Annotated in this window: 19 protein-coding genes and 1 tRNA gene; 16 read left to right on the top strand and 4 right to left on the bottom strand. The window is 39.4% G+C overall.

Features of this window, described 5'->3' with window-relative positions; translation table 11 throughout:
- Nucleotides 1–223 precede the first annotated feature (223 nt).
- Both KCV09_RS05490 and KCV09_RS05485 read left to right on the top strand, forming a co-directional pair.
- The gene (locus KCV09_RS05490) at nt 224–724 is read left to right on the top strand and encodes a hypothetical protein (protein WP_004938316.1); all 501 of its coding nucleotides are present in this window, start codon (nt 224–226) and stop codon (nt 722–724) included.
- Between the two features lie 129 nt (nt 725–853).
- Nucleotides 854–1,288: a hypothetical protein gene (locus KCV09_RS05485; RefSeq protein WP_004947790.1), complete on the top strand. Its 435-nt coding sequence runs from the start codon at nt 854–856 to the stop codon at nt 1,286–1,288.
- A 61-nt stretch (nt 1,289–1,349) separates the two neighbouring features.
- Here the strand turns inward: KCV09_RS05485 and KCV09_RS05480 are convergent, their stop codons facing one another.
- Nucleotides 1,350–2,282 carry a LysR family transcriptional regulator gene (locus KCV09_RS05480; protein WP_212515661.1) on the bottom strand — a complete coding sequence of 311 codons (933 nt, stop codon included), beginning with the start codon at nt 2,280–2,282 and terminating at the stop codon, nt 1,350–1,352.
- 100 nt (nt 2,283–2,382) lie between these two features.
- Between KCV09_RS05480 and KCV09_RS05475 the strand changes: the two genes are divergently transcribed.
- From KCV09_RS05475 to KCV09_RS05455, 5 genes are all read left to right on the top strand, one after another.
- Nucleotides 2,383–2,817 carry a DMT family transporter gene (locus tag KCV09_RS05475; RefSeq protein ID WP_025094718.1) on the top strand — a complete coding sequence of 145 codons (435 nt, stop codon included), beginning with the start codon at nt 2,383–2,385 and terminating at the stop codon, nt 2,815–2,817.
- Nucleotides 2,818–2,825: 8 nt separating this feature from the next.
- A complete protein-coding gene (locus KCV09_RS05470; protein WP_151808999.1) occupies nt 2,826–3,287 on the top strand; it encodes a DMT family transporter in 462 nt (153 codons plus the stop codon).
- 408 nt (nt 3,288–3,695) lie between these two features.
- Complete coding sequence (locus KCV09_RS05465) at nt 3,696–3,941, top strand: hypothetical protein (RefSeq protein WP_212515660.1); 246 nt, start codon at nt 3,696–3,698, stop codon at nt 3,939–3,941.
- A 514-nt stretch (nt 3,942–4,455) separates the two neighbouring features.
- Nucleotides 4,456–4,701: a transposase gene (locus tag KCV09_RS05460; RefSeq protein WP_119025836.1), complete on the top strand. Its 246-nt coding sequence runs from the start codon at nt 4,456–4,458 to the stop codon at nt 4,699–4,701.
- Nucleotides 4,702–4,724: 23 nt separating this feature from the next.
- Nucleotides 4,725–4,919, top strand: coding sequence for a hypothetical protein (locus KCV09_RS05455; protein ID WP_149931328.1), 195 nt, complete (start codon nt 4,725–4,727; stop codon nt 4,917–4,919).
- Nucleotides 4,920–4,971: 52 nt separating this feature from the next.
- Here the strand turns inward: KCV09_RS05455 and KCV09_RS05450 are convergent, their stop codons facing one another.
- Complete coding sequence (locus KCV09_RS05450) at nt 4,972–5,247, bottom strand: hypothetical protein (protein WP_004938290.1); 276 nt, start codon at nt 5,245–5,247, stop codon at nt 4,972–4,974.
- 510 nt (nt 5,248–5,757) lie between these two features.
- Between KCV09_RS05450 and KCV09_RS05445 the strand changes: the two genes are divergently transcribed.
- Nucleotides 5,758–5,967, top strand: a complete 210-nt coding sequence (locus KCV09_RS05445; protein WP_004938289.1) for a cold-shock protein — start codon at nt 5,758–5,760, stop codon at nt 5,965–5,967.
- A gap of 367 nt (nt 5,968–6,334) precedes the next feature.
- On the opposite strand, the gene KCV09_RS05440 is transcribed toward KCV09_RS05445, so the two are convergent.
- Both KCV09_RS05440 and cysS read right to left on the bottom strand, forming a co-directional pair.
- Nucleotides 6,335–6,410 (bottom strand) — tRNA-Gly (locus tag KCV09_RS05440).
- Between the two features lie 64 nt (nt 6,411–6,474).
- A complete protein-coding gene (gene cysS / locus KCV09_RS05435) occupies nt 6,475–7,896 on the bottom strand; it encodes a cysteine--tRNA ligase (RefSeq protein ID WP_119689854.1) in 1,422 nt (473 codons plus the stop codon).
- A 210-nt stretch (nt 7,897–8,106) separates the two neighbouring features.
- On the opposite strand from cysS, the gene KCV09_RS05430 reads away from it, so the two are divergent.
- The 8 genes from KCV09_RS05430 (at nt 8,107) to KCV09_RS05395 (ending at nt 16,573) form a co-directional block, all read left to right on the top strand.
- Nucleotides 8,107–9,084: a KpsF/GutQ family sugar-phosphate isomerase gene (locus tag KCV09_RS05430; RefSeq protein WP_025094713.1), complete on the top strand. Its 978-nt coding sequence runs from the start codon at nt 8,107–8,109 to the stop codon at nt 9,082–9,084.
- A gap of 2 nt (nt 9,085–9,086) precedes the next feature.
- Nucleotides 9,087–9,626 (top strand): KdsC family phosphatase, encoded by a 540-nt coding sequence (locus KCV09_RS05425; protein ID WP_004938117.1) that lies wholly within the window; start codon nt 9,087–9,089, stop codon nt 9,624–9,626.
- Between the two features lie 37 nt (nt 9,627–9,663).
- Nucleotides 9,664–10,212 carry an LPS export ABC transporter periplasmic protein LptC gene (gene lptC / locus KCV09_RS05420; protein WP_004947779.1) on the top strand — a complete coding sequence of 183 codons (549 nt, stop codon included), beginning with the start codon at nt 9,664–9,666 and terminating at the stop codon, nt 10,210–10,212.
- Nucleotides 10,196–10,744, top strand: a complete 549-nt coding sequence (gene lptA / locus KCV09_RS05415) for a lipopolysaccharide transport periplasmic protein LptA (protein ID WP_004938107.1) — start codon at nt 10,196–10,198, stop codon at nt 10,742–10,744. Before lptC ends, lptA begins: the two co-directional genes overlap by 17 nt.
- Nucleotides 10,744–11,490, top strand: a complete 747-nt coding sequence (lptB, locus tag KCV09_RS05410; protein WP_004938103.1) for an LPS export ABC transporter ATP-binding protein — start codon at nt 10,744–10,746, stop codon at nt 11,488–11,490. Before lptA ends, lptB begins: the two co-directional genes overlap by 1 nt.
- Before the next feature lie 228 nt (nt 11,491–11,718).
- A complete protein-coding gene (locus KCV09_RS05405; protein WP_119026534.1) occupies nt 11,719–13,245 on the top strand; it encodes a TolC family outer membrane protein in 1,527 nt (508 codons plus the stop codon).
- Entirely contained in the window at nt 13,242–15,386 is a 2,145-nt protein-coding gene (locus KCV09_RS05400; protein ID WP_076032359.1) for a type I secretion system permease/ATPase, read from the top strand. Before KCV09_RS05405 ends, KCV09_RS05400 begins: the two co-directional genes overlap by 4 nt.
- Nucleotides 15,383–16,573 (top strand): HlyD family efflux transporter periplasmic adaptor subunit, encoded by a 1,191-nt coding sequence (locus KCV09_RS05395; RefSeq protein ID WP_004938097.1) that lies wholly within the window; start codon nt 15,383–15,385, stop codon nt 16,571–16,573. Before KCV09_RS05400 ends, KCV09_RS05395 begins: the two co-directional genes overlap by 4 nt.
- Nucleotides 16,574–16,631: the final 58 nt, after the last annotated feature.

Below are 16,631 nucleotides of genomic sequence, written 5' to 3'. Positions count from 1 at the left end.
TCGCGGCGTAGTGAAATGAGTGCCGCTAAACCCAAATGATGTCGATTTTCCTTACTTAACTCATCATCCCACAATTAAGGCATCATTCTAAATGAATAAAGTATCTAATTTGCCTAAAAAAGCAACTAACTCAATGAAATTATAAAGAAAAAATTGACAATATAACAACAAAGTGTAAAGTTTTGTTTCTAAATTTTTACAACATGTAATCATTGAGTTTGAAATGAAAAAAACATTAATTGCGTCTTTATTGGCAGTCACTGCAACGTTCACAGGATGTGCAACCATTATTACGGGTTCAACCCAAACGATGTCATTTAAAAGCGTACCAGAAATTGCAACGATCACGATCACCAATAAAAAAGGTGAAAAAGTGCATATGGGACAAACTCCTGCGACTGTAACTCTGAAAAAAAGCGCCGGTTTTTTCCAGCCTGAAAACTATCAAGTCTCATTTTCTAAAGATGGATATCAAACTCAAACCATGCAAGTCAAGTCACGCTTAAATGGCTGGTATTTCGGTAATATTATTTTTGGTGGTCTGATTGGAATCTTGGTTGTAGATCCAATGACTGGCGCCATGTTTACTTTAAGCCCTAAAGATGTGAATGCAGTACTGGCAAGTAATGGCATTGATACTGCAAAAAATGAAAAAACACTTGCAGTGATTTTAAAACAAAATGTGCCTGAACAGGTGATGGCACGTTCTACCAAACTAAACTGATACAAGATACCCGCCTTCGAGCGGGTATTTTTTATGAATCAATTGAGAGTTGTTTGAACAAGTTGCTATAAATCGAGTAGTGTTAGATGAAAAGTCATCTTATACTCAAGCTTTTAAGCCACTCACATCATGATGAAACGTCATAGTCTCGCGCTTTTGCTCCTTAGTTTATCGCTTACTGCATGTGATCGTTCACCAGAACAACCTGAGCCAAAGACATCGGCAGATCATGTATCGAGCGCAGTGCATTCGGCCTCTGCACCGATGCGCAGCTCCGAAGCTGTTCAAGCACAAAAGGCGCCAAAAGCAATTAACTATCAGGCCCAGTTTGAACAATCGGACAAACAAATTAGTCATTTTATGGACTTGCTCGACAATCCCAATACTTCGCAAACCCAGCGCGTCCAGATTTTGTGCGTCGATTGGCCCAATGTTTATAAATCTGAATACATACCGGCGCTGGTTCATTTAAAGCCAAATCAGTTTAATGAAACCAAATTGTTGGCAGAGCTCAAAACCGCGACGGATTACTATAAAGAAGGTTCTGGAATTGTATGTAAGTAGCTTGGCACGGCACTGGTAGCTCGTTAAATGAGTTGAGTTCAATGTTAATTTTACTGAGTGATTAATACTGCCAGTAAAGTGGGGTGCCATAAATCTCGCTAAAGTAATCGATAACTGCACGAACATTCAAAGGTGGATGGCGTGCATTTGGATAAATTGCAGCAATGTATTGAGGTTGGGATTTAATCGAGACTTCATGCGGTTGAAGTAATTGAACTAAATCACCTGACTTTAACGCTTCTCCAATGAGCCAATCTGGGAACATGACAATACCCAGACCATCAAGTGCTGCACGCATAAGGCTCTCAGCATTATTCGATGTCATGAGTGCATGGACTGGTAATTGAGTCCATGCGCCGTCTGATTCTTTAATTAACCAGCGATTTGGCCCTTCAAATCCTTTATAAACAAGCGCTTTATGCTCTAATAACTGCGTGGGTTGTTGAGGTTGTCCGTATCTGGATAAATATTCAGGTGATGCCGCAAGATAATATTTTTGTGCACCAAATACACGCGCGTGTAAAGATGAATCGTTGAGTACGCCTATACGAAAAACCAGATCGGTGCTGTCTCTAAATGGATCGATATATTCGTCGGTTTGAATCAGCTCAATCGAAAGTTTTGGATAGCGCTTACAGAGCCCTGTTAACCACGGTGCAATATGTCGTTGACCAAAAAATACAGGTGCATTAATTCGAATGAGACCAGATGGCTCAACAGTCTTATCTTGTAAAGCTTCTTGAGCTTCGTCAAACTGATCGAGAATACGCTTGGCATATTCATAAAACAAATGACCCGATTCCGTGGGGGTAATTGCCCGTGTATTACGATAAAAAAGTTGCTGCTCCAGTGCATTTTCAAGCTGTTGAATGGTTCTTGAAATTAATGACGCTGAAACCACTTCTTTTCTGGCAACAGTAGAAAAATTTTGCGCATCATATACCTGAACAAATAAACGAAGCGCACGTATATCAATAGAATGTGAAAGATTCATTTGTGCAATATCTGCAAAAGTGATTTATAAATTATGCGGTTTTTAAAATGAATTGGCTAGATTAATATGCGTTGCTTTCAATACAACGATCGGGTTAATCATGCAATTGGTCTTTGTTCTGTTAACCATTTTAGGTGGAATGGGACTGTCTGTCGAAGCTGGGTTATTAGGCCCACTGGGTGCACAAGTCGGGGAGCTATGGGCAACATTCAGTATTTTTGGAGTTGGCGCAGCGCTCACATTTTTACTGATGCTGTTTTTTAGTCCGCGAAATACGCCTTCATTTTTCTCGATACCTTCTTGGCAGTTGCTTGGCGGTGTATTGGGTCCGATTTATGTGATTATTCTGACCATTACAACACCTGTGATTGGCATAGCCATGACCATGATTGGTATTTTAGCCGGACAGATTTTTAAAAGTCTGATGATTGATCACTTTGGTCTATTGGGTGTATCACATCGAAAAATCGATTCTAAACGTCTTATTGCTCTAGTTTTTATTGTGATTGCACTTATTTTGGTTGCACGAGGATAGCGAATATGATCACAACATTTATGATTCTATTGGCAGTGTTTGGTGGTGCCATGTTGAGTGTTCAAGCTGCAATTAATGGCCAACTTGGAAGCCAAGTCGGTGTGTTTAAAAGTGCGTTTTTAACCTTTTCGGTTGGTGCATTAATTACTGCCTTATTAATTTTTTATTTCGAACCCCGACATTCACTGACTTTGCTTGATGTACCTAAATGGCAATTATTAGGTGCTTTTTGTGGTGTGCCATATATTGTTGTTATGGTGCTGGCTGTACAGCGTATCGGGACCGCTGTTGCAACAGTTGCTGTGATTTTCGGTCAGTTGCTCATGAGTATGTTGATCGATAATTTTGGCTGGTTGAATAATGAAGCTTTGCCTTTTTCTATTGAACGATTCGCGGCATTAATTTGTTTGGGTATAGCGCTTTACTTTATCTACTCAAGCAGTAAGACGATGCAACCTAAGGCCGAATAAAGTATCAGACCTAAAGTCTCCTAAATAGCAAAAAGATATCAGATATTGATTGATGAATTTCATGTTTATCATATGTTTCGTCTCTTATTTGAATCATCTATAAGTAGACATAAGTTAGAAGATGCAAAAACCCCGAAAGGGGTTTTTTAAAAGGTAATTAAAATAGAAAAATTTACGAAAATTGAATGAAAAATTTTATAAAAATGAGTATTAAAAATTGGGGTGAGACCTAAGATTTACACTTGTAATTTGCTGATAATTTAGTCAGTTATATGAAACAGTAGCTTAATAATTCAAAAGCATCAAAATCTTGATTTTATTGAAATATTGTAACAAAAGAATTATTTTGCCAATAGCATCCTTTAAATGTGTATGCTTGAAAGAGTTGTTTCCTTTGTGAGGTTCAAAATGACAGTAAAAGTAAGTATCAGAAGAATACTTTCTGAGAATTTCTTTCAAAAGAATACGACTTTTGAAAATTTAGACGATTTATTTTCAAAAGCTGGTATCACTATTTTTTCGTTAGAAGATGATAAAGCGTTATCTGAAAATAAATACTTCAACTTATTTATTAAAAACAATACGTTGTATAAAGATTTTAATGACATGAAAGGTAAAGCTATTACGTTTTCAATGTTTCAAAACTTGCGATAAATAACGGCATGTGAAATATATTATTTATTCTTATTTTTCAATTGTCTTCAAAATTTCCGGATATGACTTATATGCTTCAATTTTGCTTAATTTGCTAAATATTAAGCCGAATTATAAAGCAATTAAAATGAATGAGAGTTGTATTTAAAAGCGACTTAAATTAGGTGTTACTGAGAAATGGTGTTACTATAACTTTAGCCGAAATTGTTCCGATTCAGAACAAGTAGATTTGAGTTGTTAATGGACTTGCGCTCCCACATTTTATAAAAGTAATTAATATTTTATACGAATTCAAATCTTTAACGCATTGTGTACCTAAAAAGTACACCGGTGAATAGTAGTTTGAGCAAATCAGGCTGCTATGTTGAATCAAACTAAATATGATCAATCGACACCTATGTGTCATTAAAGCTGATGTAACTGTTATAGATCTTAGGCGAGATGCCTTTAACTTATCACTATCCAAGTTGGATACATGTAAATTAATCTTTTCTGATTACAAAAGCTCATAAATATGGGTTTTATAATGAATATTATGAACGGCTGGACAACAGCCAAAGCAGTAAATGGCGACATTATTCGCGTGAATATTGTGCCATTAAAAAAAGTCCAAAGTAACTTGCATGGTCAGACCTTGGTTGAGGTGACGAAGCAAGTTGAATTAGAATCTGGTACGGTTCTGGCATTAAATTTAGATGGAAAGTCTTTCTACACCGAATTTAATAAACTCTATAAATTACAATCTAATTTTTTTATATGAAAAAATAGTGAAAGTTGAATGTGATGATCAATAAACAAGCCATTGAAATAAAATCAGTATTTAATCTCGTTTACTATGCAAATGACATTTTGCAAAATTTTGAGGTAGATATTGCAAGTGTCATGACTAAAGGGCATGTAGATAACAGTAAAGTGCTCTGGCTCGCATTAAACAATCATGAGCCTGGTACTGCTATAAAAATATTAAAAACCAAATGATAGCCGTACTGTTAAAAAATAGATAAAAAAGCTCATAATATGAGCTTTTTTATTATATATATCTTATTTTATTCATTTTAGTGACCTCAATGACTTTATATATTTTATGATTAAAAATGAGTCCATCATGTACTTTTACGCGATCCATAAAACTCCAGAGCTCAAATGGACAAAACTCATTATTGTCTTCAAAAATCCATAACCATTCATTTGTTTCGTAAAGAAGTTCTTTATTAAATTGAATATCTTTTACTTTGATGATTTTTCTGATGAAATTATTTGCATCTTGAATCGTGATTTTATAATTAATCATGGTAGACCTAGACATAAGGTATCCTTTTGGCCTAAATTGAGATTAATTAATTTATTTAAATAGTTAAATTTATTTCAATTAAAATATTTATAACTTAATTAGTTAATTAAAAAATAGGAAGGTGATAAGAAAATTATTTTACATTGAAATTCCGATGATGGATCATCCGAAAATAAATATAAAATTAATGCATTTTAAAATTCGACTATAACATATAATTGTTAATGTGATAGAAAATATTTTTTAATGATATTTTTAAGGTTCTAATTTTTATCGATTTTTGCGTAATCATTTTTTATTTTTGTAAGTATATATATATCAAATAAGCATATACTTGATGCGGTTTTTAGGATAGTATAGAGTCTAGCTAGAGAAATGACACAATTAGTTAAACCTTTTAAAGTATCGAAGTTTTATTCATAATCCTCCGTTTTTTAGATTCTTGAGCTTAATTTGTTAAATTTTCAAAGTTATATCGGTCAAATTTTATTTGGCAATTTACTATTAAAAATATAGGGTAAGATTATGTCTAACACAGTTACTGGAACCGTTAAATGGTTTAACGAAACTAAAGGTTTTGGCTTTATTCAACCAGATTCAGGTCCTGACGTTTTTGCACATTTCAAAGAAATTGCAAGCTCAGGTTTCAAAACGCTTCATGAAGGTCAGCGTGTATCATTTAGCATCGTTGAAGGCCAGAAAGGTCCAAGCGCTGTCAATATTGTTGCTCAATAAGTAACAATTAAAAAAAAGCACTTTCGGGTGCTTTTTTTATTGCTGAATTTTAGACTTTTTCTCGATCAGATGATGCTAACTCAGCCCTTTGTGTATTCTGAATCCATATCATTTCATCATTGAACAAAGCTATTCATTGAAATACAGATGATTTGGTTGCTTAGAATTTTACAAGACAGTCTATTAAGAAATACTGTTTATGAGGGAAGTGTTGTCAAGCTTATACTCTATATCATAGAAATTAACTAAACTCTTTAAGCCAACTTGGCAGCAATTTTATTATCAGTGCGTATATAAAATTCTTAGACAAAAAAAAGTCATACAACATTGAATGTTATATGACCTGTAAATCCAAATTTAAAAATTTTGGAGCGGGAAACGAGACTCGAACTCGCGACCCCAACCTTGGCAAGGTTGTGCTCTACCAACTGAGCTATTCCCGCAATGTGTGGTGCATTATATACAGTTTGTCTTGACTGTCAATACATCACGAGAGGAATTGCTGAATTAATCAGCACGTCGCCATACAGTTCCTTGGCGTGTATCTTCTAAAACGATTCCACTATCAAGTAGAGACTTACGAATTGCATCTGCACCAGCAAAATCTTTGGCTTTTTTTGCATCCGCTCGTTGTTGAATCAGTGTTTCAATTTCGCTATCGGAGAGTCCAGAATCTTCGTGTCCAATGGTAGATTTTAAGAAATCATCTACATGATGCTGTACCAATCCTAAAATATCGGTCAAAACACGAAGCGTTGAGTAAAGTGTTGTTGCCAGATCAGATTGCTCTTCCTTGACCGCACGATTTAGCTCACGAATCAATTCAAACAATACGGCCATGGCTTCAGGCGTGTTGAAATCATCGCGCATAGCCGTATTGAAGCGCTCTACATATGGTTGCTCTAAATGAGAGGTCTTGGTTTGACCAAACACTTGTTCATAAGCTTTAAATGCATGATAAAAACGACTTAATGCAGTTTTCGCCTCTTTGAGTGCGGTATCTGAAAAATTGACTGGGCTACGATAGTGTGATGACACAATAAAGTAGCGAATCACTTCAGGGTGAAACTTATCCATAACATCGCGAATGGTAAAGAAGTTACCCAAAGACTTAGACATCTTTTCGCCGTCAACATTGATAAAGCCAACATGCATCCAGTAATTGACATACTGCTCGCCGGTTGAAGCCTCACTTTGCGCAATCTCATTTTCATGATGCGGAAATGTTAAGTCAGAGCCGCCGCCGTGAATATCGAAGTGATTGCCTAGGCAGCATGTCGACATTGCGGAACACTCGATATGCCAGCCTGGGCGACCATTGCCCCATGGTGAAGCCCAAGAAGGCTCATTTTCTTTGGCATGTTTCCAAAGTACAAAGTCAAAGGGATGTTTTTTCTCGACTTCCACATCGACGCGTTCACTTGCACCCGCTTGCATGTCTTCAAGCTTACGACCAGACAAGCGTCCGTATTTTTCAAACTTGTTCACTTCAAAATATACGTCACCATTTGTTGCTGGATATGCCGTACCTTTATCGACCAAAGTACTGATCATGGCCTGCATTTGATCGATATATTCGGTCGCTTTTGGTGACTCATCCGGTTCGGCACAGCCCAGTTGCGCTGCATCTTGATTCATTGCGTCGATGAAACGGGCAGTTAATTCCTGAATTGATTCATTATTTTCATTCGCACGTTTGATGATTTTGTCATCAATATCGGTAATGTTGCGGATATAACGAACGTTCCAGCCCTGACTACGTAAAAAACGGATAATGTAGTCAAATGCAACCATTACTCGAGCATGTCCAATATGACAATAATCATAGACCGTCATACCACAGACATACATGTCAATCTGACCGGGTCTGCGCGGAACAAATTCAACTTTCTTACGTTGCTCTGAGTTGTATAAAACAAATGGTTGCATAAAGGTCTTCAAAACTCACCAAAAACAGTGTTACATCATAACGTAAGCAAGATTTTTAACAAAGTTTTATCACTCAAATTTCTAAGCTTGTGAAAACTTGTACATTTAAAAACGTGTCTTGATCAGAGCTATGTTAGAATAACGCAAATTTTTTGCGTCAAAGACTAAGCTGCAATTTGCACTTAAGTTGAAGTTATTCGAGCTATTTTTATGACCATGACCACCGATTTTAAAAAAATCGCATTCGAAACGATCGCTATTGAACAGCATGCACTTGATGTGTTGGCCAAACAAATCGATACGCGATTCAATCAGGCCTGTGAAATTATCTTGCAGTGTAAAGGCCGTGTTGTGATTACGGGGATGGGTAAGTCGGGACATATTGGTCGTAAAATGGCAGCAACATTTGCCTCAACAGGAACGCCATCATTTTTTATGCATCCAGGTGAAGCGGGGCATGGTGATTTAGGAATGCTGGTACGTGGCGATGTGCTGATTGCGATTTCGAATTCAGGTAAAAGTGACGAAATCATGATGCTGATGCCACTGATTAAGCATCTTGAAGTGCCGTTGATTACCATGAGTCGTGATGATAAAGGACCAATGCCGCAAAATGCCGATGTTGCTTTGACTTTAGGCGAATCGGATGAGGCATGTCCGCTAGGTTTAGCGCCGACCTCAAGCACTACGGCAACACTGGTACTTGGCGATGCGCTCGCTGTTGCGTTACTTGAAGCGCGCGGTTTTACCGCAGATGATTTTGCACGTTCGCATCCGGCTGGTGCATTAGGCAAGCGTTTGCTGTTGCATGTAAAGCACTTAATGCACACCGCAGATGAGCTTCCAAAAGTGTCACCCAACACGCCAATGAATCAGGTGCTTTACGAAATTTCCAATAAGCGCTTGGGGCTCACAACCGTTGTAGATGAGCAGGATCGCTTAATGGGCATCTTTACTGACGGCGATTTGCGCCGTTTAATTGATAAACAACAAGGCTTTGATGTGAATTTGCCTGTTCAAGATGTGATGATTACACATCCGGCCACAATTTCACAAGAAGCAAGAGCAGTTGAAGCATTACAGCAGTTAAATGAACGAAAAATCAGTCAATTTGTGGTGGTCGATGATCAAAATAAAGTCATTGGGGTTATCAGCATGCATGACCTGATTCAAGCAGGGGTAAATTAAACATGGCGTCTTTTGCATTACTTGAGCAAGCACGACATATTCAAGCATTGGTGCTTGATGTAGATGGTATTTTAAGCGACGGTTTTGTTACGCTCACCAATACAGGCGATGAAATTAAATCCTTTGATATCCGTGATGGTCTGGGCATGAAATTAGTCCAGCAGGCAGGCTTAAAGGTGATCATTATTACTGGTCGTAAAAGTCATATTGTTGAAAAACGCATGTCTGATCTTGGTGTTGATCTGGTTTTTCAAGGACGTGAAGATAAGGGTGTTGCGCTCAAAGAAGCATGTGCGCAGTTTGAATTATTACCGGAAGATTGTTTATACATGGGTGACGACTGGCCTGATTTGTCGGCTTTTTCCATTGCAGGGATGTGTGTGACCGTGCCCAATGGTCACGTAGAGGTAAGACGTCGTGCGCATTTGGTTACTCAGGCGATGGGCGGGCGTGGTGCAGTACGTGAAGTTTGTGATATGTTACTGAATGCAAAAGGAGTTTACGAAGAACTTCTTGCAAAATATCTCAGTGTACCCCATTAATATTCTTATAGAGTGATACAGGTCAGACACACCGTTCATGGATACTAAAGCGCTTTATATTGCTGCTGTTGTCATCGCGTCTGTAAGTGGTGGCTATTACTATTACAGTGGCAAAGCAAAAAAACTGGATGTCGATTCGGCAAGAAATATGACTTATTCTGCGGAAGGTGTTTATCTCACTCAAACCGACGACCAGGGTCATCTGTACATTCGTGCCAAAGTGGATCGGTTAGAGCAGAATATGCAAAACCAGACCTCAAAACTTGAAAATCTGAATGCTTCGACCTACAAAAACGGTAGCGTCGACTCCACCTTTTTTTCAAAATATGCACACGGCTACAATGACAATGCAAAAGTGGTGTTGTCAGATCAGGTTGTCGCCACAAAGTTATCTGACCAAGGTAAAATTGAATTTAAAACCGATGAGTTAACCACTTATCCAGATACAAAACTGATTGAGACCTCACATCAAGTGAATGTTGACTCACCGCAATCGTCTTTTATCAGCAATGGATTAAAAGCAAATTTAAACACGGGTCAGTACGAGTTTTTTAATATTCGAGGAAAGTATGCGCCAAATTCTTAACTTTTTTTGCTCTTCAGCTTTCCTTAAAAAAGGTGTGTCTGTTGCCGTATTGGGGATCTCTTGTAGTAGCGTATTTGCTTTACCATCAGATCGTAATCAGCCTATTTCATTGGTTGCAGATCGAGCTACCTATAACGAAAAAACAGGTGTCACGACCTATACGGGCAATGTGATGATTGAACAGGGCACTATGAAGCTACAGGCAGATTCGATTGTGGGTCAGCTAAATTCACAGCGTCAGCTACAAACTGTAAATGCAACAGGTCGCCCAGCAAAATTTCAACAGCAGATCAGTGCTCAAAAAGGAATTGCGCGTGGCGAAGCACAAAAGATTGTCTATAATGCCGAAACCGGCATTATTACTTTAACAGGTAATGCCTATCTGAATCAGGATGGTGCCAGTGTCCGTGGTAATACGCTTCGCTACAGCATGAACAAAGGTGATATCGAGGCCCAAGGTTCAGGCTCGAATCGTGTGCAGTTAGTGATTCCACCATCTGCCTCTAAAAGTTTCCCGGGGGCACGTGACTAATGGAGCAAGCTTTGGATAAACCACAAACTTTGTGTATCAAGCACCTTGCAAAGAATTACAGTAAACGCTGGGTGGTTAAGGATGTGTCCTTTACGATGGAAAGCGGGCAAATTGTCGGTTTATTGGGGCCAAACGGTGCCGGTAAAACCACAAGTTTCTATATGGTGGTGGGCTTGGTTCGCATGGATAAAGGTGAAATCCATCTTGATGATCTTGACCTGTCAGATCTTGCAATGCATGAGCGTGCGCGTAAAGGGATTGGATATTTGCCACAAGAAGCTTCAATTTTTAGAAAGCTGACCATTTCTGAAAATATTATGGCAATTTTGGAAACACGCAAAGATTTGAATAAACAACAGCGTCAGCAACGACTTCAAGAGCTGTTAAATGATTTCAAGATTACCCACATCAAAGATTCTTTGGGCATGAGTGTGTCGGGTGGTGAACGTCGCCGTGCCGAGATCGCGCGTGCCTTAGCAGCCGATCCAAAATTTATGCTCCTCGATGAACCGTTTGCAGGTGTCGATCCAATTTCTGTTGGAGACATCAAAGATATTATTCGTAACTTAAAAGATCGAGGCATTGGTGTGTTGATTACGGATCATAACGTACGTGAAACACTGGCTATTTGTGAACATGCATATATTGTTAGTGAGGGCGCGGTCATTGCCGAGGGTACACCACAAGAAATTCTAGAAAATGAGCAAGTACGTAAAGTTTACTTGGGTGATGACTTTACGGTTTAATTTTTGCGTATGAACTAGATTAATCGGTTTCATTCAATCCAGTAGAACTGAGTAATGACAGAATCGTTACACAGTGCTACTGGATTTTTTCATAATAAGAAAAAATGTATCTAAAACATGTGATTTATTTAGCATAATGCAATTTTTTGTGATAAAAATATGTGAAAATTTTACTGCCGTTTAACCATAAAAATATTTACTATGCATCGACCAATATCAATTTCTCATATGAGTGAAGCGGGGAAAAAGGTCACAACATTGAGAGTCTTACTGCTATGCAGTTCGATTTCGATGGTGACCTCTTCGGTATTCGCAGCGCCTTCCGATACATCTGGTTTTCATTTAAAAGACAAGATCAGCGGGTTATTTAAATCTAAACCAAACGATGATTACAAGACAGTTCAAATACAAAAGTTTCAAACTGTAAAGTTAGATCCGATTATTGTGCAGGGATTGCCGCAAGTGACCTATGGCGCGGTCGCACCTGATGCAAACACCGGTCCGGTCGAGTCGAGGCTCAGTGAAATTAATTTGGTCGATGCAGTTCAAATCGCAGTGAAGCGAAATCCTTCAATTGGTCAGGCCATTTCAACGATGGCGGCGCAAAACTCAAATATTGATGTAGCAAAATCGCAGTATTATCCACAAATTAGTGGTGGTATTTCGACTGGTGGTAATCTGGCATCGTCTGAACAGCGCGGTCGTCAAATGTTTACGATTAGTGCTTCACAATTGCTTTATGACTTTGGTCAGGTTAAATCCAATGTGACCTCGCAAGAAGCACGTTTGCAGCTACAACAAGCCAATGTGTTAGTCAGTATTGATTCAATTGCAACCGAAACAGCTGCTACTATTGTGAATATTGAACGCTATAAAAAACTGGTAGCAATTGCAGAGCAGCAAGTAAAAGGTTTACAGCGCATCTTGGGAATTACCGAATTAAGAGCGCAAGCGGGAATCAGTAGTCAGGCAGATCCGGTTCAGGCACGCTCTTATGTTGAATCGGCTCAATCGGCGCTGATCGCGCAGCGTTCGTTATTGCGTCAAAATCAGCAACGACTGACTGTTTTACTTGGTTTTGACTCGATGGGAAAATCATGGACGATTCCAGAAAATCTGGTTGAAGTCTCTGATTTATATAAAGAACCTGATTTTAATGTGATTCCAAATATGTTGGCCGCGCAGGCCGAAGTGGAAGTGGCCAAGGCAGATAAAAAAAGAACAGATTTAAGCCGTTATCCTACGCTTTCTTTGGTCGGTTCGGTGAGTCAGGCAGTCAATGGCACCAATCCAAATAACAACAAAGATGACGGATTTTACAGTTCGGTTGCTTTAGAGGCCAACACTAAACTGTATCAGGGTGGCGCAATTTCAGCTCAAATTCGCTCTGCGGGCTTTGCCGAAGAAGCCGCAAAATCTAAAGTCAATTCAGTTTATTTAGATGTCATGGATAATGTCAAAATTACACGTGAAAATATCGAAAATAAGCAAGAGCAAATTAAAGTGTTACGCGCCCGTCAAATTACTGCGGTGAAAACACGAGAACTTTACCAAGAACAATACAAGCTCGGCACACGATCTGCACTTGATCTATTAAATGCTGAACAAGCGATTCACTCGTCTGCCAACGAGCTTGAGAATGCACGTTACGACATTTATTCAAGTCTTGTTCAATATATTTCGACCACTGGAAAAACACGAGATGCCTACGGCCTCAATAATATTTCAATCCAGGGCTTTGAGGTGCAACCATGACAAAAACATTTCAATATCAACCATGGTTGCAGGCTGTCCTGACCATTGCACGTCATTATCGAATTGAATCTTCTGAAGAACGTATTCGGTTGCAACTCGATTGGAATCAAAACCACAATCCTGAAGAAGTATTGTCGTTGATGTGCAGACAAATGGGGTTGAGCTTACGTGTTGCCAAGTTTGATTTAGACTTGATCAATCCATGGCGTTTACCCGTGATTGCCGAATTTAAAGATGGCCAGATTGGTGTAATTGATAAAGCGGATGCGCAGGGTAATGTGAGCATTCAGCTCAGTGGTGATCATGGTCTATCACAAAGTTTTGCAATAGAAAGCCTAAAAGGACTGGTCAAAAATATTTATATATTACGACCAGAAGCATCGATTGCCGATGCGCGTGTTGATGAATACATTAAACCTTATGAGGCGAGCTGGTTCTGGTCAATTGTACTCAAAGACTGGAAGCGCTATATCGACATTATGTTTGCATCCTTAATTGCAAATATTTTGGCGCTTGCAACGGTTGTATTTTCGATGCAGGTGTACGATCGCGTCGTGCCTTCCCAGTCGATCCCAACACTTTGGGTGCTGGCTGGCGGTGTATTTATTGCTGCAATCTTTGAGTTTATTTTACGCGTCAGTCGTATCTACTTGTCGGATATTATTGGAAAGCGTGCAGACCTTAAAATTTCTGATCGTGTATTTGGTCATGCACTCCGTATTAAAAATAATGAACGCTCTAAATCGACAGGCACCTTTATTTCGCAAATTCGTGAATTAGAAGGTGTTCGAGAGCTAGTGACATCGACGACCATTACAGCGATTGCCGATTTACCGTTTTTTATTCTGTTTTTGGTGATCATGTGGATCATTGGCGGTCATGTATTTTGGGTGGTTGTGGTTATTGTGCCGCTTATGATTTTGCCGGGTATTTTGGCACAAAAGCAGCTCGCTAAACTGGCTAAAGAAGGTATGCGAGAATCTGCGATTCGTAATGCTATTTTGGTTGAAGCCGTACAAGGCATTGAAGATATTAAACTGCTCCGTGCAGAATCGCGCTTTCAAAATCAGTGGAACCACATGAACGAACTGTCTGCAGATTACAGTATGCAGCAGCGTAAAATTGTAGGTGTGCTATCTGCTTGGACACAAAAGCTACAAGGGCTGACTTACGCCTTGGTGATTTTGGTGGGTTGTTTTGCGGTCATGGATGGTGATATGACCACAGGTGCGCTAGTTGCGTGTTCGATTCTATCTTCGCGTATGCTGGGGCCTATTTCGAATATTACTGGAGTTTTAGGTCGTTTACAGCAAGCCAAAGTGGCCAAAAGCAGCCTTGATGAGCTTATGAAAAAATCCGTGGATCAACCAGATCGTGCTCATTTGGTGCATAAGCCAGTGATTCATGGCGATTATGAGCTAAGCAATGTGGTTTTTCAGTATGATCCAGAAGACAACAAACCAAACCTTACGATTTCAAGACTAAAAATTAAGGCAGGTGAAAAAGTTGCCATTTTAGGACGTAATGGAGCAGGTAAATCGACCTTGCTACAGCTTTTGTCTGGTATGCAATTTCCGGTCAATGGAAAAATTACGTTGGATGATCTTGAACTTTCAATGATTGATCCGGCAGATGTACGTCGTGATATGGGGCTTTTAAACCAAAATGCCAACTTGTTTTATGGCACGATACGTGAAAACTTAACGCTAGGTGCTCCTTTGGCCAACGATGAAGATATTATCAAGGCATTACGTGTAACAGGTGCTTTGGCCTTTGTAGAAGAGAAAAAAGAAGGTCTCGATCATCTTATCTTAGAGGGTGGAATTGGTTTTTCGGGTGGTCAGCGTCAGGCATTGTTACTTTCACGTTTGCTCATTCGTCAACCCAACATTTTACTACTCGACGAGCCAACGGCTGCCATTGATGATGTGTCAGAAAAACAACTTATCGATCATCTAAAAGTATGGTTGGCGCATCGTACATTGGTGGTGGCAACTCACCGTAGAGCAGTACTTGAACTTGTTGACCGAATTATTGTGATTAACGACGGCAAGATCGTGATGGATGGTCCACGTGATCAAATCTTAAATCAATCAACTCAGGCTAAAGCAGTTGCGCCAGCACAGGGGATTAAATCATGAGCGATCAACAACAAACAAAATCCCGCTCATTAAATGTTTCATATAAAGAGCCACCTTTACCTCGTGCCAGCTTTGTCATCTGGATTGTGGGGATTGCCTTACTGATTCTAATTGTCTGGGCGTGGTTGTTTAAGCTTGAAGAAGTATCAACGGGTACAGGAAAAGTTATTCCGTCATCGAAAGAGCAAGTCATTCAATCTCTAGACGGTGGTATCTTGACGAAGTTGGATGTCAAAGAAGGCGATATTGTTGAGAAAGGTCAGATACTTGCACTCCTAGATCCAACACGTTTTGAATCCAATGTTGGCGAGTCGCAATCACTTTTGGTTGCCGCTCAAGCCACTTCGGCACGTTTGCGTGCTGAGGTGAATGGAACACCGTTATCTTTTCCTGAGCAGGTGCTAAAGGAGCCAAAACTGGTACAAGAGGAAACTGCACTTTATAACTCGCGTCGTTCGAATTTAGAAGAAACGGTTTCGGGTTTGCAACAAGCCTTGCGTTTAGTTCAACAAGAACTGGTGATGACCGAGCCATTAGTGGCTAAAGGTGCAGCCAGTGAGGTTGAGGTGCTGCGTTTAAAGCGTGAAGCAAATGATTTACAAAATAAAATCAATGATGCGCGTAGCAGTTATTATGTAAAGGCACGTGAAGAGCTTTCAAAATCGAATACCGATGTTCAAACCCAGCAACAGGTGATTAAAGGGCGTACAGATACTTTATCTCGTACCGTATTTAAAGCACCGGTTCGCGGTGTAGTCAAAGAAATTTCAGTGACCACTTTGGGCGGTGTCATCCCTCAAAACGGTAAACTAATGACCATTGTGCCATTAGATGAAAAATTACTAATTGAAGCGCGTATCTTACCGCGTGATATCGCTTTTATTCGTCCGGGGCAAGAAGCATTGGTTAAAATTACCGCTTATGACTATTCGATTTACGGTGGTATGCAAGGCAAGGTGACGTTTATTTCACCAGATACGATTCGTGATGAAGTCAAGCAGGATCAGTTTTACTATCGTGTTTATATTCGTACTGATTCCGATAAACTTTACAATAAATCTGGTAAGGCATTTGGAATTACGCCAGGTATGGTGGCCACGGTTGATATCAAAACCGGACAAAAAACCATTATGGACTACTTGTTAAAACCATTTAACAAAGCGAAAGAAGCGCTGCGAGAGCGTTAAGTAAAAAAGCCCCGACACTGATCGGGGCTTTTTTCTATCGAAATTATATCTAGAAATT

The sequence above is a fragment of the Acinetobacter soli genome (assembly GCF_018139125.1).
Lineage (GTDB): Bacteria > Pseudomonadota > Gammaproteobacteria > Pseudomonadales > Moraxellaceae > Acinetobacter > Acinetobacter soli.
The sequence above is the reverse complement of the archived record's forward strand: the minus strand, read 5'-3'. Positions and strand labels throughout refer to the sequence as shown.